Here is a 23642-nt window from a genome sequence, read left to right as displayed (position 1 = left end):
CGTGCTCATTCAGCGTCCTTTCTGGGTCAAGGCAGCGTCCAGGCGCGTGAAGACGCGGCGTGCATTGCCTTCGAAAATCTGGAAGCGGTCTTCCTCCGAGAGCGCGGCGGCCTCGATGTAGCGCCTGGTGTCGTCATAGTAGTGGCCGGTCTCGGGATCGATGCCGCGCACGGCGCCGATCATCTCCGAGGCGAACAGCACGTTCTTGGTCGGGATGACCTTGGCGAGCAGGTCGATGCCGGGCTGGTGGTAGACGCAGGTGTCGAAGAAGATGTTATTTAGGAGGTGTTCTTCCAGCAGCGGCTTCTTCATCTCCTGCGCCAGGCCGCGGAAGCGCCCCCAGTGGTAGGGCACCGCACCGCCGCCATGCGGGATCAGGAATTTCAAGGTCGGAAAATCCTTGAACAGGTCGCTGGTCAGGCACTGCATGAAGGCGGTGGTGTCGGCGTTCAGGTAGTGGGCGCCGGTGGTGTGGAAGCATGGGTTGCAGCTGGTCGAGACGTGGATCATTGCCGGGATGTCATACTCGACCATCTTTTCGTAGATCGGATACCAGTGGCGGTCGGACAGCGGCGGCGAGGTCCAGTGGCCGCCCGACGGGTCTGGGTTCAGGTTGATGCCGACCATGCCGTATTCCTTCACGCAGCGCTCCAGCTCGGGAATGCAGGTTTTCGGATCGACGCCGGGCGACTGCGGCAGCATGGCCGCGCCGATGAAGTTGTCGGGGAACAGCTGGGACACGCGGTAGCACAGTTCGTTGCAGATGGCGGCCCAGGTGGCGCTGGTCTCGAAGTTGCCGATGTGGTGGGCCATGAAGCTGGCGCGCGGCGAGAAGATCGTCAGGTCGGAACCGCGCTCGCGCATCAAACGCAGCTGGTTGGTTTCGATCGACTCGCGCAGTTCGTCGTCGCCGATCTTCAGGTCGGACGCACGCGGACCGCGTTCCGGCGTGTTCAGGTTGGCGATCTGCCGGTTGCGCCAGTCTTCCAGCGCCTTCGGCGCGGTCGTGTAGTGGCCGTGGCAATCGATGATCAGGGGCTTCTTCATTGGCTGTTCTCGTTCAGGAGGGAAGCGGGCACCAGGACTTCGCCGCGCATGATGGGACGCGCCGTACGCAGCAGGGCAGCGCTGGCGACCTTTTGTGGATCGTGGGCGTCGAGTTCCAGCTCGACGCTGAATTCGCCGGTGGGGTGTTCCAACGAGATGGTGCGCTGCGCACCGCTGCCGGCCCGGGCCAGCCCCTCGGTCACCGAGCCTTCCAGCACGCAGGCCGTGGCCACGGTCACCGCCGCCAGCACGCCGATGGCGTCGTGGCACACGTGCGGGATGAAGCAGCGGGTCGACACGGTGCCGCCGGCCGTGGGCGCGGACACCAGGCACATCTTCGGGTAGTTCTTGCTGCCGACGTCGCCCAGGCCCATGGCCGGGCCGACTGCCAGGCGCAGGGCTTCCAGCCTGGCCTTGAGCGCCGCGTCTGCATTCAGCTCGGCCGCGCTCTCGCGTCCGCTGATGCCGAAATCCGCCGCGCGCACCAGCACCATCGGCATGCCGTTATCGATCAGGGTAGCGTCCACCTCGCGCGTGGCGCCGTCGGGGGTCGCGTACGACACCCGATCCAGCGTGTGTCCGGTCGGAAGCAGCGCCGGGCAGACCGAGCCGGCGGTGTCGAGGAAGTTGATCTTGACCGGCGACGCGCTGCCCGGGACGCCGTCGATACGGGTGTCGCCGGCGTAGCGCATGCGGCCGCCCGGCGTCTGCACGGTGACGTCGCACTGCATGCCGGTGTTCAAGGTCAGGATGCGCGCGGTGGTGCTGTCGTCGCTTGCCTGCACCAGGCCGCGCTCGATGGCGAAGGGCAGGACCGCCGCCAGCATGTTGCCGCAGTTCGGGGTGGTGTCGACCTTGTCGGACCCGGGCTGCAGCTGCGCGAACAGGAAATCCAGGTCGACGCCCGGCGTGGCGCTGCGGCTGACGATGCCGACCTTGCTGGTCAGCGGATGGGCGCCGCCCAGGCCGTCGATCTGGCGCTTGTCGGGCGAGCCCACGACGGCAAGCAGCACCCGGTCGCGGCGGGCGACGTCGGCCGGCAGGTCGGACGCCAGGAAGAAGGGGCCGCGGGAGGTGCCGCCGCGCATCAGCGTGCAGGGCAGGGGACGATAGTCGTCGCTGTCGTCCTCGTAAATGGGCTTGTCGGGCATGTCGGGATCGTAAGCAAGTTCGGATAATGGCCAGTATCGGCCGCGGGACCCGCTTCTGGGTTGCCTTATGCGCGCAAACTGTTCGAAAATACTTATCGGGTGTTCCGCGTACGGACGGAACCGCTATCCTTCCTGTCCATGCCTGCCATTCAACTTCATCATCTGCGCGCGTTCCAACTCGTCGCTAGCACCGGCGGCATCCGCCGCTCGGCCGATGTGCTGTACCGGGCTTCGAGCGCGGTCACGCGCTCCGTCGCCACGCTGGAAGCATCCCTGGGCGCCCAACTGTTCGAACGCAAGGGCAGGGGCATGCTGCTGACCGCGGCCGGCGAGGTGGTGCGCCTGCGTGCGCAGATCATCGAGGCCGAGTTGCGCGAGGTGCGCGACGACGCCGCCCGGCTCGGCGCGCGCGAAGGCTACCTGGTCAGCGGCATGGATGCGCTGTTCAACGAGCGCCGCCTGCAGGTGGCGACGATGCTGGCCGACGTGCACCACATGCCGACCGTGGCGCACACGATGGGCATGTCGCAGTCCGCGGTCAGCCAGGCGCTGGCCAAGCTGGAGGAGGGCCTTGGCCAGGGCCTGTTCCGGCGCACCGCGCGCGGCATGCTGCCGTCGGATGCGGGCAGCCGCTGGATCGTGCGCTTCAACCGGGTGCTGGTCGAACTCGATCACATCCTGGCCGACCTGGCGGCACTGAGCGGCGTGCTCGAAGGCGTGGTCACCGTTGGCGCGCTGCCGCTGGCGCGCACCCTGGTGCTGCCGGCGGCGATTGCCGCCCTGGTGAAGAAGTACCCGCGCGTGCGCGTGCGCTCGCTCGAAAGCCCGTACGAGGAACTGGCGGCCGGCCTGCTGAGCGGGCGGGTCGACTTCGTCATCGGCGCGCTGCGCCAGGCGGCGGGGAGGGAGCTGGAGCGCACCGTCTTGATGCAGGACTCGAGCGCCGTGATCGCCCGCGCCGACCATCCGCTAGCCCGCAGGCTCGTGCTGACCTTCGACGACCTCGCGTCCTATCCCTGGGTGCTGTCGCGCGCCGACGCGCCGCTGCGCAAGTCGCTTGACCAGTTCTACCGCGAGCACGGACGGACCCCACCGCAGGCGGCCGTCGAAACCGGCGACCTGGCGCTGCTGCGCGGCCTGCTGCTGTCGTCGGACATGCTGACGGTGCTGTCGCCGCATCAGCTCCATTACGAGATCCAGGCGGGGCAGCTCGCCGTGCTGCCGTTTCATGCGCCCGGCCTCGAGCGTCAGATCGGCGTAACCACGCGCGCGGGCGCGCACCTGTCGCCGGCTGCCAAGGCCTTGCTGGCCGAGCTGACCGATGTGGCGGCCGCCGTGCAGTCAGTCAATAAGTAAATTGGAGCATATTCGGTGTCGGCCATGGAGACTCGAATCGTGTATGGTTCAATCGGAAATCGGAAACAAAATAATAAATTCTACAAGATCCGAAACTCATTGACGCGTTGCAACTTGTCCTGTCAGTATCAAGCTTATAGAGTGAGCCATACTGGCTGTCCGCTATCGGCTGCTCATTGGATCTTTATACTTCAGGAAATGTCCACAATGCGCGATCCGGCCAGGATTAACGAGGTACTCGAACTGCTGCGAGAGATTTGGACAATTGAGCCTGATTTGCGGCTGGGGCAGCTCATCTACAACGCTGCACGAATTAGCGAGCCGGGTTTGAGTGATGTAGCTTCAATCGAAGACACCAGTCTCTGTAAGGGTTTGGCTCGTTACCATGAACATTTTCAGGTCGATAAGTCTTGAGCCGACTGGTGAATCCAAGGTCGGAAGCAGCACCAGTTGAACGGCAGCAACCGGCCAGGGGCGGACACAGGCATCTGGACAATTCCGAGACGACTTTAATGAATACTCATAAACTCTTTGATTCGTTTTTGAGTCCGGAACGGCCGCCGGAATGTCCATACTCGCCGGATTCCGACGTTTTTTTGATTCGCACCGCGAACGACATTTCTGCAATCGCAGAGATTTACGAAAAGTCTGGTGGCTCATATGGGTTCCGGTTTCAAGCTTGGGTGGCCTGGCGGGACGCTGGAGGAGTAGCGCGTAGCCATTCATGGCACGAGATTAATGCCAAAGAGGTACTCTTCACCGACTGTGTCGAGGAGGCGCAGCGTGCGGCAGACGCCTATGCTGCAGCAATTGGAATATCACTCACTGGAGATTGGCACTTCCCTCGCTAGACGGTGGCCAGCGTTTGCTTCGGGTCGGTAGCAGTCTATCGCGACAGTCGATGTGCTTTATGCCTGGATAAGATGCATTACTGGCTACTACGGACGATAACAGGAGCGGGCATGTGTGATCCTATGACAAAGAACGGAACTTCATGAAAAGTGCAGCGCTCCTGCTGTTGGCCATGGCCTTGGGTGGAAATACAGTCGCGGCGGGCCTGGATCCGCACCAGTGCTTGCCACGTGACATTCATAGAGAAACATATTCAGACGACAGTGCTAAAGCGCTGGCGGCGGCAATGCGGTCCAAGGTCAAGCTGGCATCCCATTGGAATGATGGCCAGATTCTCGCAGCCTTCGGCTTTACCCAAGCCACAGCCGCAGATAGTGAGCAAGGAATAGATGGTACTCAAGCAGCCTACCACGTGGGCAAGACCAGCATATCGATCGTGAGGTCTGCTTCAACAGGCCTTGTGATCAGCATAAATCGTGGACCTTATGCAGGGCATTGGATCGTTGAGCCCTGTTATTGACGGCCAAACCCGCCCACGTCGGCAAGGCTGCGAAGCCGGTCTATCGGGGCAGTTCCCAGCTGCCCGGTCAGAAATTCGAACCGGGCATGCCGCCATATCACACCGGATTTTATTGCGCCTGATCCTGTTGAAACTGCGTGCGCTGCATCTCGACTTCCTGCATGAAGCCTTCAAATTCAGCAGCCGTCTCAATGCGGCGAACGACCTGGTCATTGCTGTCCTCGACGGTAAAGGCACCGTTGCGCTCCAGGACGCCCAGGACGGTAGCCCGCACATTCGCAAGTGTCGTGTCGCTACCAGTCGTGACTAGCGCGGTCCATGTGTCCTCTGCAATCGAGACGTCGTGTTCCAGAAAATGCAGTTCGAAGTTCATCGTTAATCTCCTTTGAATAAAACTTGTTACCAAGTTGATGCATTGCTCATGGTTGTCGGGCGATGTCTGGCGTCGGCCAGTTCAGCAAGCCGGCGACGCGCTGGATTACCCACCGTAATAAAGGTGGTTCGCCCCATCCAAGCGCCTCGACCAGACGATAGGATTTCAGCAGGATGTCGATCGGCCTGACAGACCGGTCCGACTCCATCTGCACTTGAGCACACTCACTTGCGAGGTGCAGTGCAAGTTCCTCGCATATATTCCAAGTCACGCAGCGATGCCAGTGCGACCCGCCGGGTTCGTATGGAAAATCGAATGGAACAGCGGTGTAATCCGTGTTGGCTGCGCGCTGTTGCGTCATGCTGCTTCTCTTCAATAACCGGACAGGGCCTATCATACTGTATAAATGTACAGTACTGGCGTACGGTAGCGATCTTGTCGGAGCGCTACCCCCTGTGCGAAGTTTTATGACGATCTACCGGCTTTGCGCGGCGACGCGCCAAGAATGCGTTTGAACGCTGCGCCAAAGGCACTCTCCGACTCGTAGCCGAGCGATGCTGCGACACGGCTGATGGTGGCGCCTTTGACGCTCAGGTGCTCATGGGCCAGCAGCATGCGCCATCGTGTGACGTAAGCCATCGGTGCTTCACCCACCGTCTCGGCAAAGTGCGCCGCGAATGCCGAGCGCGACATGCCGGCGGCCGCGGCGAGCAGGGCGACGGTCCAGGGGCGCCCCGGTTCGGCATGCAGGGCGCCGAGCGCGCTGCGCAGCTTGCTGTCCTGCAGGGCGTACAACCAATTGCCCCGGCCCGGCGCGGTGCCGTCGAGGTGATGGCGCAGGGCTTCAATGAGGAGGGCCTGTGCCAGATGGCTGGCCATCAATTGTCCGCCTGGCCGCGGACAGCGCAGTTCTTCCATCAGCCGTGCAATCGATAGTCGCAAGGCTTCACCTGCGCTAGAGGCGACGTGCAATACCTCCGGCAACATGGCGAGCAAGATGCCGGCATGGGTATTCGCAAAGCCGAAGTAGCCACCGAGCCCGGCGCAGTCGCTGCCGGTCCCGATGCGCGCCACATTCCCTGGACCGACTACCGTCAATGCCTCGGCGACGTCGACCGGCTGTTGTTCCAGGTTGCTGCACAAACGGAAGGCGGTGCCGCCCGATACCATCACCACATCGCCTTGGTGCAGCAGGCGCTGGCCGATCGGCGCATCGCCGACCAACCAGCAACTGCCCAGGCTGATGGCGAAGCACTTCAGCGAGCCGTCGGCGGGGTAATGGAGGGACCAGCTGCCGCCGGCTTCCAATCCGCGAAAGGCATAGTCGGTAGGACGCAGCATCGACAACATATCGGACAAGGGATCCATCAATCGGGCCAACACGAGCATTCAAAGCACGCATCATATCCGCTTGCAATGGCATCCGGCGACTGCCGGCGACGTACCCGGCAAATAATCCTCGCGATGCGGTTTCTGGACGATTGCGACGAATTCAGCGAGTTTTACGCATTCTTCATCTGGTCTTGCCTCCCTAAAATGGGCGTTCTTTATCGAGGAGCGCACATGCAAGAGACTCTCAACAAGGCCTTGTGGCTTGCTGCCAAGCAAGCCCCGTTCAGCGTGGCGGAGGCACCTTATACGGCGCCGCGCGGCCGCGAAGTGGTCGTGCGCACGCGCGCCGTCGCGCTCAATCCTTTCGATCGCCATCTGCAGACGATCGGTTCGCTGGCTTGTCCGTGGCTGAATTATCCCATGGTCGTCGGTCACGATCTGGCAGGCGATGTCGTCGAGGTGGGGGAGGCCGTCACCCGCTTTCAACCGGGAGACCGCGTGCTGGGCTTGGCCGGCGGTGTCGACAAGGGGCGCAATCGCGCGGCGGAAGGCGCGTTCCAGGACTACGTCGTGCTGCTCGAACACATGATGACGCCCTTGCCCGCCGCGCTGGGTTACGACCAGGCCAGCGTGTTGCCGCTGGGCCTGTCGACGGCGGCCTGCGCCTTGTTCCAGGATGAATTCCTGGCCCTCGCGCCGCCCCGGGTGCAGCGGCAGCGCCGCAGCGAAACTGTCGTCGTCTGGGGCGGTTCGACCAGCGTCGGTGCAAATGCGATCCAATTGGCCGTCGCCGCCGGCTACGATGTCCTGACCACCTGTTCCCCTAAAAATGTGGACTTCGTCCGGGGATTGGGAGCACGCCAGGCATTCGATTACCGCAGCGCCACGGTCGTGGCCGACCTGGTCGGCGCACTTGGACAGTCGCGCTGTGCCGGTGCGGTGGCGATCGGTACCGGCGCCGCGAGCGCATGCCTGGACCTGGTGGTCGCGGCAGGCGGCGCGCGGACCGTGGCGGTAGTCACACCACCTGCCACCTTCGACGGCATTCCCGCCGGTCGCGGACGCCTGCGCAAACTGCTACCCATCCTGGTCGGTAACGCAAGCGGCCTGCTGAAGCTGATGTGGCGTGCCAAGCGGCACGGTGTCGCGACGCCCTTCGTATGGGGCACCGCACTGATCCACAACCACGTGGGTCCGCTGATTTTCCAGGATTACCTGCCGGAGGCGCTTGCAAGCGGCGCATTCCAGCCCAGTCCGCCCTGTCGGGTTGCTGGTCACGGCCTGGAGGCGATACCGGCGGCGATGGCAATGCATGAAGCAGGCTTGTCTGCCGCTAAACTGGTGGTGACGCTCTGATCCATGCGCATGAAAAACCTGTAGTACAGCGGACTTGTCAGGGGAATACGATGAACGGAACAACACGCCCAATCAACATGACAGCGCGATCGACCTTATCGAAAGCGGTTCGCTACGGCGGCGCGCTGCTCGCCGTGTGTGTCGGATTGCTTTCCTGTCGCTACATCGTGCAAGCCGGACCGGTGCCGGACAACGTGCTCGCCAACCGCTTCTTCGACCACTGGATCGCCGTGCATGCCGGTGCGGCGTCGACCGCCCTGATACTGGGCGCCATGCAACTGTCCAACGTCGTGCGGCGGCGGCCCGGACTGCATCGCGCGAGCGGGCGCTTGTATGTGGCGGCTTGCATCGCCGGCGGCGCCTCGGCACTCGTCCTGGCAGCGGGCGTGTCCACCGGCCCTGTGGCGGCGTCGGGTTTCGGCGCGCTCGGTACGCTGTGGCTCTACGCCACGCTGCAGGGTTTGCGCACGGCGCGCGCACGCGATTTTCCGCGACACCGGGCCTGGATGATCCGCTCCTACGCATTGACGTTTGCGGCGGTCACGCTCAGGATCTACTTGCCGCTGTCCCAGGTCCTCGGTATCGATTTCGCTCTTGCCTACCGCTGCATCGCATGGCTGGCCTGGGTGCCGAACATGGTCATTGCCGAAATCTATGTCCGGCACCGTGGGCCAGGCCCGCGTGTCGTCAGTCAGCCGTTCCCGGCACCCAGTTGTTCGAGCCAGACAGACCGCATGTTATAGCAGTGGAAGGCCTTGACCTTCCCTCCCTCCATGACGAACACGTCGCAGCACGGGACATCGAACCGTTTGCCGCTGGCACGCAGCACACCGCCCCGGGTTGGAAAATCGCCCACATGGGTGCCCTGCAACCTGAGCTCGACGACGATGACGCCATCTGCTGCCGAATACACCTTCAGCAGTTCACGGTGAAAATCCGGGAAGGTCGATGACAGACCCTCGAGCGGCTGGCGAACCTCGGCCCCGGTCCATTTCTGGCCCGAAGACATATCCAAAAAATAACCGTCTTCTGCGAAGAGGGCGGCGAACCTGTCCAGGTCCGGGTTCGCACCTTCTGCGACGACATAAAGTTCCCTGATGATTTCTTCGTTGGTTGACATACTGGTTCCCGGTAAGGTCGCAAACACTGCGACAGGTACATTTGGCGCCGTGACGATAGCCTGCCAAGGCCATGTTCGTCATCGGCGGAAGAGCCGACGACATGATTGTAGGCATGCGGTTTCATCTATACTAGTACCTACCAAAAGGTAAGTAGGGGTGGCGTATGGAACCGGTTTGTGGCCTGGATGTGGCATTGCATTACGTTGGAGGAAAGTGGAAGCCGCTCTTGCTGTTCTACCTGCAAGGGTCGCCGCGGCGCTTTGGCGAGCTCAAACGCCTGGTGAGCGGCATCAGCGAGAAAGTCCTGATCCAGCAGTTGCGCAGCCTGACCGAAGACGGCATCGTCACGCGCCATGACTACATGGAGATCCCGCCGAGGGTGGAATACGCGATCACCGACTTTGGACGGTCGCTCGCGCTGGCGCTGCAGCCCTTGTGTGAGTGGGGGAACCGCAATCGGGCGCACTTCCAGGCGCAGACGCCCATGCCCGCGCCCGAGCCTTCTTGATCGCCGGCCGCCGTCCGCTATGCTGAGAGCATGTCATCGGCAAATTTCCTTGCCCTTGCATCGGGAGACCATGATGAAACCTTCTCTATGGCGGTATGCCGGACTGGCGCTGGCAGCCGCGCTGCCGGCCGCAAGCGCCCTCGGCCAGATCGACAGCCTGCTGGGCAAGGGGGACCGCGGCGGTGACCTGAAAAGCATCGCCGACATGGCAGGCGCCCCCATGACGTCCGGCAGCATCGGCAACGTGGCCGGCTTGCTGCAATACTGCATCGGCAACAATTACCTGAGCGGCGATCGCGCTGCATCGGTCAAGGACCAGCTGATGGGCAAGCTGCCCGGCGGCGAGCGCACCCAGGACCAAGGCTACGCCGACGGCATGAAGGGCTTGCTGCGCGGCAGTAACGGCAATGCGATGGACTTGCGCGGCGGTGGCTCGAAGGCCGAGCTCGCCAGGAAGGCGTGCGACACGGTCCTGGCGCAGGCCAAGTCCTTTCTCTGACGCTGTGCGGCGGCGCTGCAGGCACGCTGCGCCATACGCCGCATGCGCAGGCCGGGCGTGGAGACGGACCCGGTATCGTTGTGCTATCTTGGCATCCCAGTGGCCCAGGCCGGGCAGCCATGCTTTGCAGCAGCAACGAATTCAACGTCAGGAAACTAACATGCGGCAACTTTCTCCCGCGGGACAGCAGATCGTCGACGACATCGCCAAGCGCTACGGCTATAGCACCGAAGCGGTCCTGAGCATGCTGCAGGCGGTCATCGACGGCAACGGCCGGATGGCCCAGTTCAATCACCCGGAATTCGCGGGCTCGGGGCAGTGGATGAGCGGCGGCATGACCATGGTGTCGGACATGTTCAACAACACCCTCAAAGCCAGCATCGACAAGCTGTGCGCCGAGCTGGCGCACCTGGTGGCAACCCAGCCGGACCTGCTTGCGAGCGGCAGTTTCCAGTCGCAGCGGCAGGGCGGCCAGCAGCAGGCCAGCCATGGCGGCGGCCGGGATGACGTGGCCTGGCATCAGGCGGCGGCCGGCAGCGGCGCCAGCCTGTTCGTCGCACCGGCGCCGGGCAGCGCGGCCGACTGGTGGGGAACCGGCCTGGGCCGGCCCGACAGCACCGGTGCCCAGAACGGCGTGCGCTACGCCTATTTCGCCCAGGCGCGCCGCCTGGCGATCGACGTCAACGGCAAGGTCACGGTCTACGACACCCGGGATCACCGGATCGGCGGCTTTTCGCAGCAACAGTCGCAGGGCGGCTCGCTCGCCTTCACCAGCCAGCACGGCCTGATCGACATAACGAGGCTGCCGGTAGTGTCGGTCGACGGCGCACAGGCGGCGGCACCAGCCAGCCAGGCAGCGTCAGCCGCGTTGGCTACGTCACCATCGTCAGCGCCGGCAGCGCCGGCAGTGTCGCCTGCGCAAGCAGCGTCACCGGCCTCCACACCGCCCGCCGCGCCAGCGCAGCCTGCCAGTGCCGGCAATGCAGCCGGCATGGACATCTTCGCGATGATCGACCGGCTCGCCGAACTGCGCAGCCGGAACATCCTGACCGAAGCGGAATTCAACGCCAAGAAGACGGAACTGCTGGCGCGCCTGTAGCGCGCTTCATGCCTCACCCGGCAGCGGCAGCGGCGTCACCGTGACTTCCACGGCCAGCGTCTGCATGCCGCCGCCGAGCACTATGCCGCGCATCGGAGTGACGTCGCTGAAGTCGCGGCCCCAGCCCAGCGTGATGTGTTCGTGCTGCACCAGGCAACGGTTGGTCGGATCGAAATCGACCCAGCCCAGCACCGGGCAGAACACCGACACCCAGGCATGCGACGCATCGGCGCCGACCAGGCGCGGCTTGCCGGCCGGCGGGTGGGTCAGGATGTAGCCGCTCATGTAGCGCGCCGGCAGGCCGATGCTGCGCAGGCAGCCGATCATGAGCTGGGCGAAGTCCTGGCAGACGCCGCGGCGGTTGCGCAGCACCTGTTCGAGCGGCGTGGAAATCTCGGTGGCCTTGCTGTCGAATTCGAAATCGTCGAAGATCCGCTGGGTCAGGTCCAGCGCCGCGTCGAGTTGCGGCCTGCCGGGCGTGTAGCTGTGGCGTGCATACGCTTCCAGCTCGGGGAACACGGTGACGTGCGGCGAGGTGTACAGGTAGCGGCACGCCTCCAGCGTGGCGGCGCTTTTTTCCTTTCCCATCATGTCGCGCACGCTTTCCCAGGGCAGCGTGCCGGCGATCTGCGCCAGGCCGGGGCGCGGGCGCAGCGCGACCGTCGACTCGGCGTGCACCAGCAGGCTGTCGTGCGGCTGGGTGAGCGCCACGTGGCGGGTGTGGTTGCCGAAGTAGTCGATGCCCTCCTGGCTGTCGCTGACCGGTGGGTCGAGCCAGATCAGGTGCGACTCGGTCGCTTGAAACGCAAACGAACGCGGCGTCATGTGCAGGTATTGCTGCGACAGGCTGACCGTGCTCTGGTAGGCATAGCGCGTTTCGTGCACCACGCGGTAGCGCGCGCACACGTCTGCGCCCGGCGTCGGATCACTCATGCGCGCTTCCTTTGCGCGCCCTTGCTGCCGCCGTAGTTGAAGAACTGGATGCCGAGCTGCTCGTACAGGGCCGCGCTGGCCGACTCGATCCGGGTCAGCAGGTCGGTCAGCTTCGCGTTGCCATGGTTGAGGTCGGTGTCGGGCCGCAGCGCGACCAGTTCCTGCTTCAGGGGCAGCAGCAGGTGGGCGCCGCAGGGGCCATGGGTGTGCGCGATCTTGTCGAGCGTGCCCAGGATGCCGTTGATCTGGAACAGCACCGAGCGCGGATTGGTCTCGTCGCACAGCAGCAGATCCAGCACCGGCAGCCATTCGGGCTGGGTCCGGTAGCGCACGCGATAGGTGATGCTGCTGTCCGACAGCTCGAGCAGCCAGTCGAGGTTGCCGTTGCCGTCCATGGCCAGCGCACGCTGCAGCACCAGGCTCTGGAATTGCAGCCGCTCCAGGCGGCGCCCGAGCGACATGAAGCGCCAGCCGAGGTCGCGCGTCATGCCGTCGAGTGCGAAGCCGGCCAGCGTCATGAGTGCGGTGGCGGCCTCGTCCAGGATGGTCATCACTTCGGATTGCGACGGCCGCTCGCCGCGGACGATCGCCGGTTGCGCCATCCGGCTCAGCGCGCGCCAGTTGTCGGCCGAGAAGCGTTCGTGCAGCTGGTCCGCGAGCCGGTGCAGTTCCTGCTGCTGGCGCGCCAGTCCCGGGACGGCCGGAGAGACCACCGCCTGCAGCAGGGCCGCTTCGATCGCCGCATCGGTGAAGATGCCGGCGCGGCGGACGCCCGGCGCCGGCATGATGGTCTGCACGTCGATCAGCTGGAACCAGATGCACAGCGCCTCGACGGTCGGCCATTCGGGGCCGCGCTCGTCGACGCGCACGTTGAACAGGATGTTCAGGGCGACCCGCAGCAGGCGGCAGATATTGTCGCAGCGTTCGGCATGGCGCCCGAACCACAGCAGGTTTTCCGCCGTGCGGCTGGACAGGCTGGTATCTTCGCGCACCAGGTCTTCGCCGCGGACGCGGCGTTTCTGCATGCGGTGCGGTTCGGCGCGGGCGCGCGCCTGCACCCAGGTGTCCTTGCTGGCGCCGCCCTTCAGGATCGTCAGCACGCGCGCATCCGGTCCGGTGGCGACGCGAGTCAGGCCGCCCGGCATCACGACGTAGCCGTTCGGGGTGGCGCAGGCGAACACGCGCAGGCCGACGGCGCGCGGCCGCAGGCTGGGCGAGCCGCCCGGCGCCGCGCCGTCGGTCCACACCGGCGCCAGCGACAGCTGCACCACTTCCTGGGCCACGTAGTTGTCCGGATCGGCGCGCAGTTTGGCGATGAAAGCGGCGCGCCCGGCGGCGTCCAGGTCCTGGCCGAACACCGCGAACGGCGGCAGATGGGGAAAGGCCGGCTTGATCACCAGCCGGTCGAGCCCGTCGACCACGGCTTCCAGCGCGGCCGGTTCGCCGCACCACCAGGTCGCCACCGAGGGCATCTTCAGGGGCTCGCCCAGCAGCCGCTTCGACAGCGCCGGCAGGAATCCGAGCAGGGCGCCCGAGTCGAGCAGGCTGGAGCCGAGGCTGTTGGCGACCAGCACATTGCCGCGCCGGGCGGCCTGGGTCAGCCCGGGCACGCCCAGCAGGGCGTCCTGGAGCGTGTTCTGCAGCTCGAGCGGATCGCAGGCCGCGTCGTCGACCCGGCGCATGATCACGTGGACCCGGTGCAGGCCGTCCAGGGTCTTCAGGTAGACCACGCCGTCGCGCACGGTGAGGTCGTCGCCTTCGACCAGCGGCAAGCCCAGGTAGCGCGCCAGGTAGGCCTGTTCATAATAGGTTTCGGCGGCCGGACCCGTGGTCAGCAGCACGATCAGCGGCATTTCGCCTTCGCGCAGCGGCGCCGGCGCGTCGCCCTCGGCCGCGCACCGGCGGCCCCAGTGCACCAGGCTCTCGTGCATGCTGCGGAAGAACCCGGCCGGCGAGCGCACCTTCAGGTGGCGCAGCAGGTCGGGGAAGATGGGCGTCATGATGGCGCGGTTTTCCAGCGCATAGCCGGCGCCCGAGGGCGCCTGGGTGCGGTCGGCGATCACCCACCAGCGGCCGTCGGGCGCGCGCGCCAGGTCGACCGCATAGAAATGCAGGGCGACGTCGTCCTGGTGCCGCAGGCCGTGGCAGGGGCGCAGGAAACCGCCATTGCCGTGCACCAGGGCCGGCGGCAGCAGGCCTTCGCGCAGCAGGTCCTCGTTGCCGTAGACGTCGCACAGGATCTTGTTGAGCAGGGTGGCGCGCTGGATCACGGCCGCTTCGATGGCGCTCCATTCGTCGTGCGGCAGGATCAGCGGCAGCGGGTTCAGGTCCCATGGCCGTTGCCGGCCGCCGGCATCGCCCTGGACGTTGTAGGTGATGCCGTTTTCGCGCACCTGGCGCTGCACCGCTTCGCGGCGCTGGCGCATCAGGTCCGGCGCTTCGTTTTCCAGGCTGGCGAGCAGGGCGCGCCAGTGCGCGCGCGGCACACCGGCCGCGTCGAGCATTTCATCAAAGCCATCCGGTGCGCCCAGATAGTGGTCAAGTAGTCGGTTCGGCATGGACGCGGCGGGTGTAAAGGTGAAACATGATAACCGGTCAGTCCGGTTGCCAGCGCAGATCCAGCGTCATCGGGAAACCCGGGTTGAGCTCCTCTTTGCGTACCGTCATGGGTCCCGGCGTGTGGCCGTGCGGCCAGAAGCGCGCGACCCGGCGTGCCTCGGCGGCGTTGGCATTCACCGGCGCGCCCGTCTCGTTGCGCCCGCCGGGGTGCGCCACATGGTAGGTGCAGCCGCCGATCGCGCGTCCGCTCCAGGTGTCGACCAGGTCGAACACCAGCGGCGCCTGCACCCGGATGCTCGGATGCAGGGCCGACCACGGGCTCCAGGCACGGAAGCGCACGCCGGCCACGTACTCGCCCGGCACGCCGGTCGGATGCAGCGGCAGCAGGCGGCCGTTGCAGGCGACCACGTGGCGGCCATCGGTCAGGCCGCGCACCCGCAGCTGCATGCGCTCGACCGACGAATCGACATAGCGCGCGGTGCCCCCTAGGCTGACTTCCTCGCCGAGCACGTTCCAGGGCTCGATCGCCTGGCGCAGTTCCATCTCGACACCCTCGTAGACGACGGTGCCGAAGCGCGGGAAGCGGAATTCGATGAAGGGATCGAACCAATGCTCTTCGAAGGCGTAGCCGGCCGCGCGCAGGTCGCGCGCGACGTCGCGGATATCCTGGGTGACGAAATGCGGCAGCATCCAGCGGTCGTGCAACGAGGTGCCCCAGTGCACCAGCTTGGCCTTGAAGGGCTGCTGCCAGAAGCGCGCCACCAGGGCGCGCAGCAGCAGCATCTGCAGCAGGCTCATGCGCTCATGCGGCGGCATCTCGAAGGCGCGGAATTCGACCAGGCCGAGGCGCCCGGTCGGGCCGTCCGGCGAATACAGCTTGTCGATCGAGAATTCCGAGCGGTGCGTATTGCCGGTCAGGTCGACCAGCAGATTGCGCAGCAGGCGATCCACCATCCAGGGCTTGTCGCCCGCGGACAGGGTCGGCAGCACCTTGTCCATCTGCTGGAACGCGATCGCCAGCTCGTACAGGTTGTCGTCGCGCGCTTCGTCCACGCGCGGGGCCTGGCTGGTCGGTCCGATGAAGGTGCCCGAGAACAGGTAGGACAGGGCCGGATGCACCTGCCAGTAGGTGATCAGGCTTCTCAAGAGGTCCGGCCGGCGCAGCATCGGGCTGTCTTCGGCGCTGGCACCGCCCAGGGTGGCGTGGTTGCCGCCGCCGGTGCCGGTATGGCGGCCGTCGAGCATGAATTTCTCGGTGCCCAGGCGCGTCAGGCGCGCTTCCTGGTAGAGCGTGGTCACGTTGTGCACCAGCTCGTCCCAGCTGGCCGCCGGGTGGATGTTCACTTCGATCACGCCGGGGTCGGGCGTGACGCTGAGCAGTTTTACGCGCGGGTCGCGCGGCGGCGCGTAGCCTTCGATGCGTACCTTCACTTGACATTGCGCCGCGCTGCCTTCAACCGCCGCCAGCAGCGCCAGGTAATCCTCGATGCGTTGCATTGGCGGCATGAAGACGTGCAGGCGGCCGTCGCGTACCTCGACGCAGAGGGCGGTATGGATGACCTCGCGCGCACCCGGGGCGACTGGTTCGACCGGCCTGAAGGCCACGCCCGGACTCGGCCGCTGGTTCCTGTGTGGCGCAGGTAGTGGGCCGCGCGGCGCGAACGGGTCGACAGCGAAATCCGGATCGCGCTCTTCCGGCGTCACCCACGGCAGCGTGCCCAGCGGCAGCCGCAGGCCCATCGGCGAATCGCCTTCGATCAGGTACAGGTGCTCGCGCCGGACCGGCCAGGCGGAGGTTTCCCAGGCGCTGTCGTCGGCGGCCTGTTCCCTGGGCTTCAGGGGCAGCACGTAGCCGGTCACTTCGCCGAGGCCGCGCTCGAGCAGCCGCGCCAGCCGGCGCCGTTCTTCCGGCGCCTTGAGGTCGGCCAGCAAGGGGTCGAGGTTGGCAGGCAGCGCCTGTTCGCGCAGCGCCTGCACCAGCACGTCCTCGTAGGCCGGGATGGCGCTGCCCTCGGCCAGGCCCAGCGACTTCACCAGCGCGGCGGCAAAGCGGCCCGCCTCGCCGTTGCCATACCCTTCGCCCGCCTCGTCGTCCGAGAACAGCGATGGATCGGACCACATCGGCTGGCCGTCGACGCGCCAGTAGATATTCAGTGCCCAGCGCGGCAGCGGCTCGCCCGGATACCATTTGCCCTGGCCGTAGTGCAGCAGGCCGCCCGGCGCGAAGTGGTTTTTCAGCCGCTGCGTCAGCTGGCCCGCCAACGCGCGCTTGTGCTCGCCGTGGGCGAGCGTGTTCCATTCGGCCCCGTCCATGTCGTCGATCGACACGAAGGTGGGTTCGCCGCCCTGGGTCAGGCGCACGTCGTGGCGCGCCAGGTCGGCGTCGACGCGCTGGCCGAGGCGCTCGATCTTTTCCCAGTCCGCTTCCGAGTACGGCTTGGTCACGCGCGGGTCTTCGTGGATGCGCGTGACGGTCATTTCGTGGACGAAGCTGACTTCGGCCTTGTCGGTAAAACCGCTGACGGGCGCCGCCGACGAGGGCATCGCCGTGCAGGCCAGCGGGATATGGCCTTCGCCGGCCAGCATGCCCGAGGTCGGGTCGAGGCCGATCCAGCCGGCACCGGGGATGTAGACCTCGGTCCATGCGTGCAGGTCGGTGAAATCCTCCGCCGTGCCGCTGGGGCCGTCCAGCGCCTCCTGGTCGGCGCGCAGCTGGATCAGGTAGCCGGACACGAAACGCGCCGCCAGCCCCAGTTCGCGCAGGATGTGCACCAGCAGCCAGCCGCTGTCGCGGCAGGAGCCGGAGCACAGCTGCAGGGTGTCTTCCGGCGTCTGGACGCCGGGCTCCATCCGCAGAAGGTAGCCGATGCGGCCTTGCAGGCGCTGGTTGATCGCCACCAGGAAGTCGATCGTCGACATCGGCTCGGCCAGCAGCTCGCGGCGTACCGCGGCCACGAATTCGTTCAGGAGCGGCCCCGCCGGTTCCTTGTGCAGATAGGCGCCCAGTTCGGTCTTCAGCTGTTCCGGATACGTGAATGGAAACGTCTCGGCATAGCTCTCGATGAAGAAATCGAAGGGATTGATGACGGTCATGTCTGCCACCAGGTCGACCGTGAACTCGAGCTTGTCCGCTTTCTCCGGGAAGACGAAACGGCCGATGTAGTTGCCGTAAGGGTCTTGCTGCCAATTGATGAAATGCGTGTCCGGCTCGACCTTCAGCGAGTACGACAGGATCGGCGTGCGCGCATGCGGCGCCGGCCGCAGGCGCACCTCATGCGGCGACAGGGTGACCGGCCGGTCGTAGCGATAACTGGTCTTGTGGTGGAGCGCGATACGGATTGCCATGCAGGGCTGCCTTTCGTGGTGGGCGCGATCGACGTTGAATGTTCGTCATACTGGCTATTTAATCATGTTTATCCGCGATCCGATTGAATTGCCATTCGTATCATAGTTTCACGGTGTTTCTTGTTACTATGCCGGCATAGGAGGAGACGATGCCGAATTTTTACGATGAGATGTATTCCACGACGGCGACCGTGCGGCCTCACTACACCGCGTTCGCCGAGTGGCTGGCGCAACAGGCGCCGCAGGTGATCGAACAAAAAAGAGCGGAAGCCGAGCTGAATTTCCAGCGCGTCGGGATCACGTTCGCCGTGTACGGCGACAATGCGGGCAAGGAGCGCCTGATCCCGTTCGATATCATTCCGCGCGTGATCAATGCCGCCGAGTGGACCCGGCTGCAGGCCGGCCTGGTGCAGCGCGTGACGGCGCTGAACCGCTTCCTGCACGATGTCTACCACGAGCAGGCCATCCTGAAGGCCGGCGTGATCCCGCGCGAGCAGGTGCTGAACAACGCGCAATACCGTCCCGCCATGCAGGGCGTCAAGCTGCCTTCTGATATCTACGCCCACATCGCCGGCGTCGACATCGTGCGGGCAGGCGAGGGCGAGTTCTACGTACTGGAAGACAACCTGCGCGTGCCGTCCGGCGTCTCGTACATGCTGGAAAACCGCAAGATGATGATGCGCCTGTTCCCCGACCTGTTCGCGAGGAACCGCGTGGCCCCGGTCGACCACTATCCCGACCTGCTGCTCGACAACCTGCGCAGCGTGGCGCCCCCTGGCGTCGACGACCCGACCGTGGTCGTGCTGACCCCCGGCATGTACAACTCGGCCTACTTCGAGCATGCCTTCCTGGCCCAGCAGATGGGCGTGGCGCTGGTGCAGGGCCAGGACCTGTACGTGCGCGACAACACCGTGTACATGCGTTCCACGCGCGGCCCGCAGCGCGTCGACGTCATCTATCGCCGCATCGACGACGATTACCTGGATCCGCGCGCCTTCCGTCCCGAATCGACGCTGGGCGTGCCGGGCCTGCTCGACGCGGTACGCGCCGGCCGCGTCGGCCTGGCGAATGCCATCGGCACCGGCGTCGCCGACGACAAGTCGATCTACCCGTTCGTGCCCGACATGATCGAGTTCTACCTGGGCGAAAAGCCGATCCTGAACAACGTGCCGACCTACCAGTGCCGCAAGAAGGACGCGCTGCAGTACACCCTGGACAACCTGTCCGAGCTGGTGGTCAAGGAGGTGCACGGCGCCGGCGGCTACGGCATGCTGATCGGGCCGGCGTCGACCAAGGCCGAGATCGAAGCCTTCCGCCAGCGCCTGCTGGCCAAGCCGGAAGGCTATATCGCCCAGCCCACGCTGGCCCTGTCGGCGTGCCCCACCTTCGTCGAATCGGGCATCGCCCCGCGCCATATCGACCTGCGTCCCTTCGTCCTGTCGGGCAAGAACGTGACCATGGTCCCGGGGGGCCTGACGCGCGTGGCCCTGAAGGAAGGCTCGCTGGTCGTGAATTCGTCGCAGGGCGGCGGCACCAAAGATACCTGGATATTGGAGAGTTAGTATGTTGAGCCGTACCGCAGATCATTTGTACTGGATGGCCCGTTATACCGAACGGGCCGAGAACACCGCGCGCATGCTCGACGTGCGCGTCCAGTACTCGCTGATGCCGCAATCGGCGGCCGCCGAGCAGCAGGGCTGGCGCACGATGCTGGGCGTGTCCGAGCTCCAGTCGCAGTTCGATGCAAAATACAGCACCCTGAGCCAGAAGGAAGTGCTCGACTTCATGGTGCGCGATCCCGACAATCCGTCCTCGATCGCCAGTTGCCTGCGCGCCGCGCGCGAAAATGCGCGCGCCGTGCGCGGCAGCCTGACCACGGAAGTCTGGGAAACCAAGAACACCACCTGGCTGACGCTGCAGCAGCACCTCAAGAGCCGCATGTTCGAAACCCATCCGGGCAAGTTCCTGGAGTGGGTGAAGTATCGCTCGCACATGTCGCGCGGGGTCACGCTGGGCACCATGTTCCAGGACGAGGCCTTCAACTTCATCCGCCTCGGCACTTTCCTGGAGCGGGCCGACAACACGGCGCGCATCCTCGACGTCAAGTTCCGCTTCCTGGATGCCGACGCCATCCGGGCCGATGCGCAGGTCGAGTTCTATTACCTCGCCGCCTTGCTGCGTTCGGTGTCCGCGTTCGAGACCTACCGCAAGGTGTATCGCGACGCCATCACCCTGAACCGGGTGGCCGAGCTCCTGATCCTGCAGCCGAAGATGCCGCGCTCGCTGATCGCCTGCATGTGCGCCGTCGTCACCAACCTACAGGAAGTGCGCAACGACCTGTCGCAGGACACCGAACGCCTGGCCGAAAAGCTGTACGGCGAGCTGCAATCGGCGCAGATCGGCGATATCCTGCAGGAAGGCCTGCACCCCTACCTGACGCGCTTCCTGGCCTCGATCGCGGAGCTGGGCAACGGCATCGGCCGCGATTTCCTGCTGCCGGTGGCGCCGGAACTGCCCGAGGAAGCGCCGGCGCCGGGCCAGACGCAAACCCAGAGCCAGACGCAGACGCAGACGCAAACGCAGACGCAAACGCAGGCGGGTTGAACCAGAGGCGTAACCGATGACGGCGCCCCGGCTGCATGGCCGGGGCGCCGTTGTTATGGCTGGACCAGGCCCGGCACCGCCACCGGCGCCTTGATCTGCGCACGCACCACCTTGTGCACGAACCCGAGCTTTTCCAGCACCGGCGTGCTGAGCGTGAACGGATACGAGTCCGGCATCCCGATGCTGCGGTTCAGGCTGTTCAGCACGTAGGTCAGCGCGAACCAGTCGTGCTGGATGTCGTCGAAGTCATCCGTCTTGGTGGGCAGGGTAATCTTTTCGATCTCCGGCTCGTCGGCCTTGACCGGATGCAGCGACAGGCCGCAGGCATTCGCGGTTTCCAGCGTATCGAGCATGTGCAGGTAATGGGCCCAGGTCTCGGCCCAGTCTTCCCACGGGTGCGAACTGGCGTAGCTGCTCACGAAGTGCGAGGGCCAGTCGGCGGGCGGGCCTTCCTTGTAGTGGTGTTGCAAGGCCTGGCCGTAATCCTGGCGCTCGTCGCCGAACAGGGCGCGGTATTCGTCGATCCATTCGCTGCCCACCACCAGCCGGTCGAAATAGTAGTGGCCGCTCTCATGGCGGAAATGCCCCAGCAGCGTGCGATAGCGCTCGTGCATCTGTTCGCGCGTGCGTTCGCGCTCGGCCGGGTCGGCTTCGGCGATGTTCAGCGTGATGACGCCGTTGGCGTGGCCGGTCATCACGCATTGGTCGGAGACGCCGTCTTCCAGGAACTTGAACGCCAGGCCGGTCTCGGGTTCCACTTCCTTCGACGCCGGCGTCAGGTGCAGGGTCGCCAGCGAGAACAGCAGGCGGCGCTTGGCCGCTTCCAGGCGTCCCCAGAGGATCTGGTTCTTTTCCGACGACAGCGCCGGAATCACGGCCGTCAACTGGCACGACTCGCACAGCTCATGCGTGTCGTCGGCCGGCAGCATCCAGTTGCAAACATTGTGCTCGACATAATTCTTGCACTTTTTATAGAGCTTGCCCTCGTCCCTGCTGTGCAGGCTGCGCCATTGGCCGTTCTCGGCCTCCTCGAAGGCGTTGATGCTGCGCGTCGCCGTCTGGTAGCCGAGCGTGCTGTTGCAATGGAAGCAGAGGGTGTTTTCAAAAAAGATCTGGTTGGAGCACTTGTCGCAGTGGAACGTTTTCATGGTGGATGAGCGATGAATGGTTTAGGTTGTAATGACAATCTAACACCAAATTCAGGTGCGTTCGGTTCGTGTAAGACAATGCCTTATATCGTGCTCACGCAATGCGCGCGCGAGCTTGCGTTGACGATCCATTATAATTTTTGCTTGACTATTTAACAGGCACAGCCATGACAATCGCCCCGCCCGTCGAGACCACGCCCTGGTGGCGCGAAGCCATCATCTACCAGGTCTACCCGCGCAGCTACCTCGACACGGATGGCGACGGCGTCGGCGACCTGCCGGGCATCACCGATAGACTCGACTACATCGCCGGCCTGGGCGTGGACATCGTCTGGCTGTCGCCGTTCTTCAAGTCGCCAATGAAGGACTTCGGCTATGACATCGCGGACTACTGCGACGTCGACCCGCTGTTCGGCACCCTGGCCGACTTCGACAGGCTCATCGAAAAAGCCCATCGCCTCGGGCTGAAGATCATGATCGACCAGGTCATGTCGCACACGGCCGACGCCCACCCGTGGTTCGTCGAGAGCCGCGCCAGCCGCGACAACCCGAAGGCCGACTGGTATGTCTGGGCCGACCCGCGTGCTGACGGGAATCCGCCCAACAACTGGCTGTCGGTGTTCGGCGGCTCGGCCTGGCAGTGGGATACGCGGCGGCGCCAGTACTATTTGCACAACTTCCTGACCAGCCAGCCGGACCTGAACTTCCACAATCCGGACGTGCAGCAGGCCCAGCTCGACGCGCTGCGCTTCTGGCTCGAGCGCGGCGTCGACGGCGTGCGCATGGATGCCTGCAACTTCCACTTCCACGACCGCCAGTTGCGCAGCAATCCGCCGGCGACCCGGGCCGACAACATGATGGCCACCGACGTCAATCCCTACGGCATGCAGTCGCACCGCTACGACAAGACCCAGCCCGAGAACCTGGCCTTCCTGCAGAAGATCCGGAAGCTGCTCGACGAGTACGGCGCGATCTCGATCGGCGAAGTGGGTGCCGACGATTCGCTCGCGGTGATGGCCGACTACACCTCGGGCGGCGACAAGCTGCACATGGCCTACAGCTTCAACCTGCTGACGCCGGACTTTTCGGCGGCGCACATCCGCTCCCAGGTCGAGGAATTCGAGGCGCGCGTGCGCGGCGGCTGGGTTTCGTGGTCGGTCGGGAATCATGACAGCGTGCGCGTGATGACGCGCTGGGGCGGCGAGGATGCGCCGCCGGCGCTGGCCAAGCTGGTGCTGGCGATGCAGCTGTCGCTGAAGGGCACGCCCTGCCTGTACCAGGGCGACGAGCTGGCGCTGCCCGAGGCCGACGTGCCCTACGAGCTGCTGCAGGACCCCTACGGCATCGCCTTCTGGCCCGAGTTCAAGGGCCGCGACGGTTGCCGTACGCCGATGCCCTGGGTGTCCAACGCGCCGCATGCCGGGTTCACGAGCGGCACGCCGTGGCTGCCGGTGGTGGCGCCGCACGTAAAAGCGGCGGTGTCGACGCAGGAAGGAATTCAGGATTCGCCGCTCAACTTCGCGCGCCGCTTCATTGCGTGGCGCCGCAGCCAGCCGCAGGTCGTGCGCGGCGATATTGCGTTCTTCGATGCGCCCGAGCCGGTGCTGGCGCTGCGCCGTGAACTGGAAGGAGAGCCGCCGATGCTGGCGGCCTTCAACCTGTCGAATGCACCGGTGACGTTCGAATGGCCGGCCGCGGCTGGCGCCAGGGATATCGATGGGCATGGACTGCCCGGCACGCGCACCGGTGCGCAGGTGAGCTTGCCGCCGTACGGTGCGTGGTATGGCAGCCGCTAGGCGGAAGGGGTAGGGTGGGCTCGCCGAGCCCACGCGAACGTAT

The 23642-nt window shown here is 65.1% G+C and carries 21 protein-coding genes; 11 read left to right on the top strand and 10 right to left on the bottom strand.

Annotation, left to right across the window (positions count from 1 at the left end):
- Positions 1–9: 9 nt before the first annotated feature.
- Together U1H99_RS19225 and U1H99_RS19220 are read right to left on the bottom strand one after the other, a co-directional pair.
- Positions 10–1035, bottom strand: a complete 1026-nt coding sequence (locus tag U1H99_RS19225; protein ID WP_323143715.1) for an amidohydrolase family protein — start codon at positions 1033–1035, stop codon at positions 10–12.
- An 8-nt stretch (positions 1036–1043) separates the two neighbouring features.
- Positions 1044–2198 carry a 4-oxalomesaconate tautomerase gene (locus U1H99_RS19220; protein ID WP_323143324.1) on the bottom strand — a complete coding sequence of 385 codons (1155 nt, stop codon included), beginning with the start codon at positions 2196–2198 and terminating at the stop codon, positions 1044–1046.
- A gap of 138 nt (positions 2199–2336) precedes the next feature.
- Between U1H99_RS19220 and U1H99_RS19215 the strand changes: the two genes are divergently transcribed.
- The 3 genes from U1H99_RS19215 to U1H99_RS19205 all read left to right on the top strand — a co-directional run bounded on the left by U1H99_RS19215 (position 2337) and on the right by U1H99_RS19205 (position 4926).
- Positions 2337–3554 (top strand): LysR family transcriptional regulator, encoded by a 1218-nt coding sequence (locus U1H99_RS19215; protein ID WP_323143323.1) that lies wholly within the window; start codon positions 2337–2339, stop codon positions 3552–3554.
- A 207-nt stretch (positions 3555–3761) separates the two neighbouring features.
- On the top strand, positions 3762–3968 hold the full coding sequence (locus U1H99_RS19210; protein ID WP_323143322.1) for a hypothetical protein: 207 nt from the start codon (positions 3762–3764) through the stop codon (positions 3966–3968).
- Between the two features lie 580 nt (positions 3969–4548).
- On the top strand, positions 4549–4926 hold the full coding sequence (locus tag U1H99_RS19205) for a hypothetical protein (RefSeq protein WP_323143321.1): 378 nt from the start codon (positions 4549–4551) through the stop codon (positions 4924–4926).
- Between the two features lie 109 nt (positions 4927–5035).
- Here U1H99_RS19205 and U1H99_RS19200 read toward each other — a convergent pair whose 3' ends face one another.
- From U1H99_RS19200 to U1H99_RS19190, 3 genes are all read right to left on the bottom strand, one after another.
- Entirely contained in the window at positions 5036–5299 is a 264-nt protein-coding gene (locus tag U1H99_RS19200; protein WP_323143320.1) for a hypothetical protein, read from the bottom strand.
- A gap of 46 nt (positions 5300–5345) precedes the next feature.
- Complete coding sequence (locus tag U1H99_RS19195) at positions 5346–5660, bottom strand: hypothetical protein (protein ID WP_323143319.1); 315 nt, start codon at positions 5658–5660, stop codon at positions 5346–5348.
- A 104-nt stretch (positions 5661–5764) separates the two neighbouring features.
- Positions 5765–6667 (bottom strand): AraC family transcriptional regulator, encoded by a 903-nt coding sequence (locus U1H99_RS19190; RefSeq protein ID WP_323143318.1) that lies wholly within the window; start codon positions 6665–6667, stop codon positions 5765–5767.
- A gap of 195 nt (positions 6668–6862) precedes the next feature.
- Between U1H99_RS19190 and U1H99_RS19185 the strand changes: the two genes are divergently transcribed.
- Positions 6863–7987, top strand: coding sequence for a zinc-binding alcohol dehydrogenase family protein (locus tag U1H99_RS19185; protein WP_323143317.1), 1125 nt, complete (start codon positions 6863–6865; stop codon positions 7985–7987).
- 50 nt (positions 7988–8037) lie between these two features.
- Positions 8038–8730 carry a DUF2306 domain-containing protein gene (locus U1H99_RS19180; protein WP_323143316.1) on the top strand — a complete coding sequence of 231 codons (693 nt, stop codon included), beginning with the start codon at positions 8038–8040 and terminating at the stop codon, positions 8728–8730.
- On the opposite strand, the gene U1H99_RS19175 is transcribed toward U1H99_RS19180, so the two are convergent.
- Entirely contained in the window at positions 8679–9107 is a 429-nt protein-coding gene (locus U1H99_RS19175; protein ID WP_323143315.1) for a nuclear transport factor 2 family protein, read from the bottom strand. The two genes, U1H99_RS19180 and U1H99_RS19175, sit on opposite strands and share 52 nt — an antisense overlap.
- Before the next feature lie 164 nt (positions 9108–9271).
- Here U1H99_RS19175 and U1H99_RS19170 point away from each other — a divergent pair, with 164 nt between their 5' ends.
- From U1H99_RS19170 to U1H99_RS19160, 3 genes are all read left to right on the top strand, one after another.
- Positions 9272–9616, top strand: a complete 345-nt coding sequence (locus U1H99_RS19170; RefSeq protein WP_323143314.1) for a winged helix-turn-helix transcriptional regulator — start codon at positions 9272–9274, stop codon at positions 9614–9616.
- 70 nt (positions 9617–9686) lie between these two features.
- On the top strand, positions 9687–10115 hold the full coding sequence (locus U1H99_RS19165) for a DUF2501 domain-containing protein (RefSeq protein WP_323143313.1): 429 nt from the start codon (positions 9687–9689) through the stop codon (positions 10113–10115).
- A gap of 160 nt (positions 10116–10275) precedes the next feature.
- Positions 10276–11214, top strand: a complete 939-nt coding sequence (locus U1H99_RS19160) for an SHOCT domain-containing protein (RefSeq protein WP_323143312.1) — start codon at positions 10276–10278, stop codon at positions 11212–11214.
- A gap of 6 nt (positions 11215–11220) precedes the next feature.
- On the opposite strand, the gene U1H99_RS19155 is transcribed toward U1H99_RS19160, so the two are convergent.
- The 3 genes from U1H99_RS19155 to U1H99_RS19145 are packed head-to-tail and all read right to left on the bottom strand — an operon-like array spanning position 11221 to position 18051.
- Complete coding sequence (locus U1H99_RS19155; RefSeq protein WP_323143311.1) at positions 11221–12147, bottom strand: transglutaminase family protein; 927 nt, start codon at positions 12145–12147, stop codon at positions 11221–11223.
- Complete coding sequence (locus U1H99_RS19150; protein WP_323143310.1) at positions 12144–14705, bottom strand: circularly permuted type 2 ATP-grasp protein; 2562 nt, start codon at positions 14703–14705, stop codon at positions 12144–12146. Before U1H99_RS19150 ends, U1H99_RS19155 begins: the two co-directional genes overlap by 4 nt.
- A 37-nt stretch (positions 14706–14742) precedes the next feature.
- Entirely contained in the window at positions 14743–18051 is a 3309-nt protein-coding gene (locus tag U1H99_RS19145; RefSeq protein ID WP_323143309.1) for a transglutaminase family protein, read from the bottom strand.
- A gap of 149 nt (positions 18052–18200) precedes the next feature.
- On the opposite strand from U1H99_RS19145, the gene U1H99_RS19140 reads away from it, so the two are divergent.
- Positions 18201–19613 carry a circularly permuted type 2 ATP-grasp protein gene (locus U1H99_RS19140; protein ID WP_323143308.1) on the top strand — a complete coding sequence of 471 codons (1413 nt, stop codon included), beginning with the start codon at positions 18201–18203 and terminating at the stop codon, positions 19611–19613.
- Position 19614: 1 nt separating this feature from the next.
- Positions 19615–20655 (top strand): alpha-E domain-containing protein, encoded by a 1041-nt coding sequence (locus U1H99_RS19135; protein ID WP_323143307.1) that lies wholly within the window; start codon positions 19615–19617, stop codon positions 20653–20655.
- A gap of 53 nt (positions 20656–20708) precedes the next feature.
- On the opposite strand, the gene U1H99_RS19130 is transcribed toward U1H99_RS19135, so the two are convergent.
- The gene (locus tag U1H99_RS19130; RefSeq protein WP_323143306.1) at positions 20709–21803 is read right to left on the bottom strand and encodes a zinc-binding metallopeptidase family protein; all 1095 of its coding nucleotides are present in this window, start codon (positions 21801–21803) and stop codon (positions 20709–20711) included.
- 167 nt (positions 21804–21970) lie between these two features.
- Between U1H99_RS19130 and U1H99_RS19125 the strand changes: the two genes are divergently transcribed.
- The gene (locus tag U1H99_RS19125; RefSeq protein WP_323143305.1) at positions 21971–23599 is read left to right on the top strand and encodes an alpha-amylase family glycosyl hydrolase; all 1629 of its coding nucleotides are present in this window, start codon (positions 21971–21973) and stop codon (positions 23597–23599) included.
- The last annotated feature ends 43 nt before the right edge of the window (positions 23600–23642 follow it).

This window comes from Massilia phyllosphaerae, from assembly GCF_034659755.1.
In the GTDB taxonomy this organism is placed as follows: Bacteria; Pseudomonadota; Gammaproteobacteria; order Burkholderiales; family Burkholderiaceae_D; genus Telluria; species Telluria phyllosphaerae.
The sequence above is the reverse complement of the archived record's forward strand: the minus strand, read 5'-3'. Positions and strand labels throughout refer to the sequence as shown.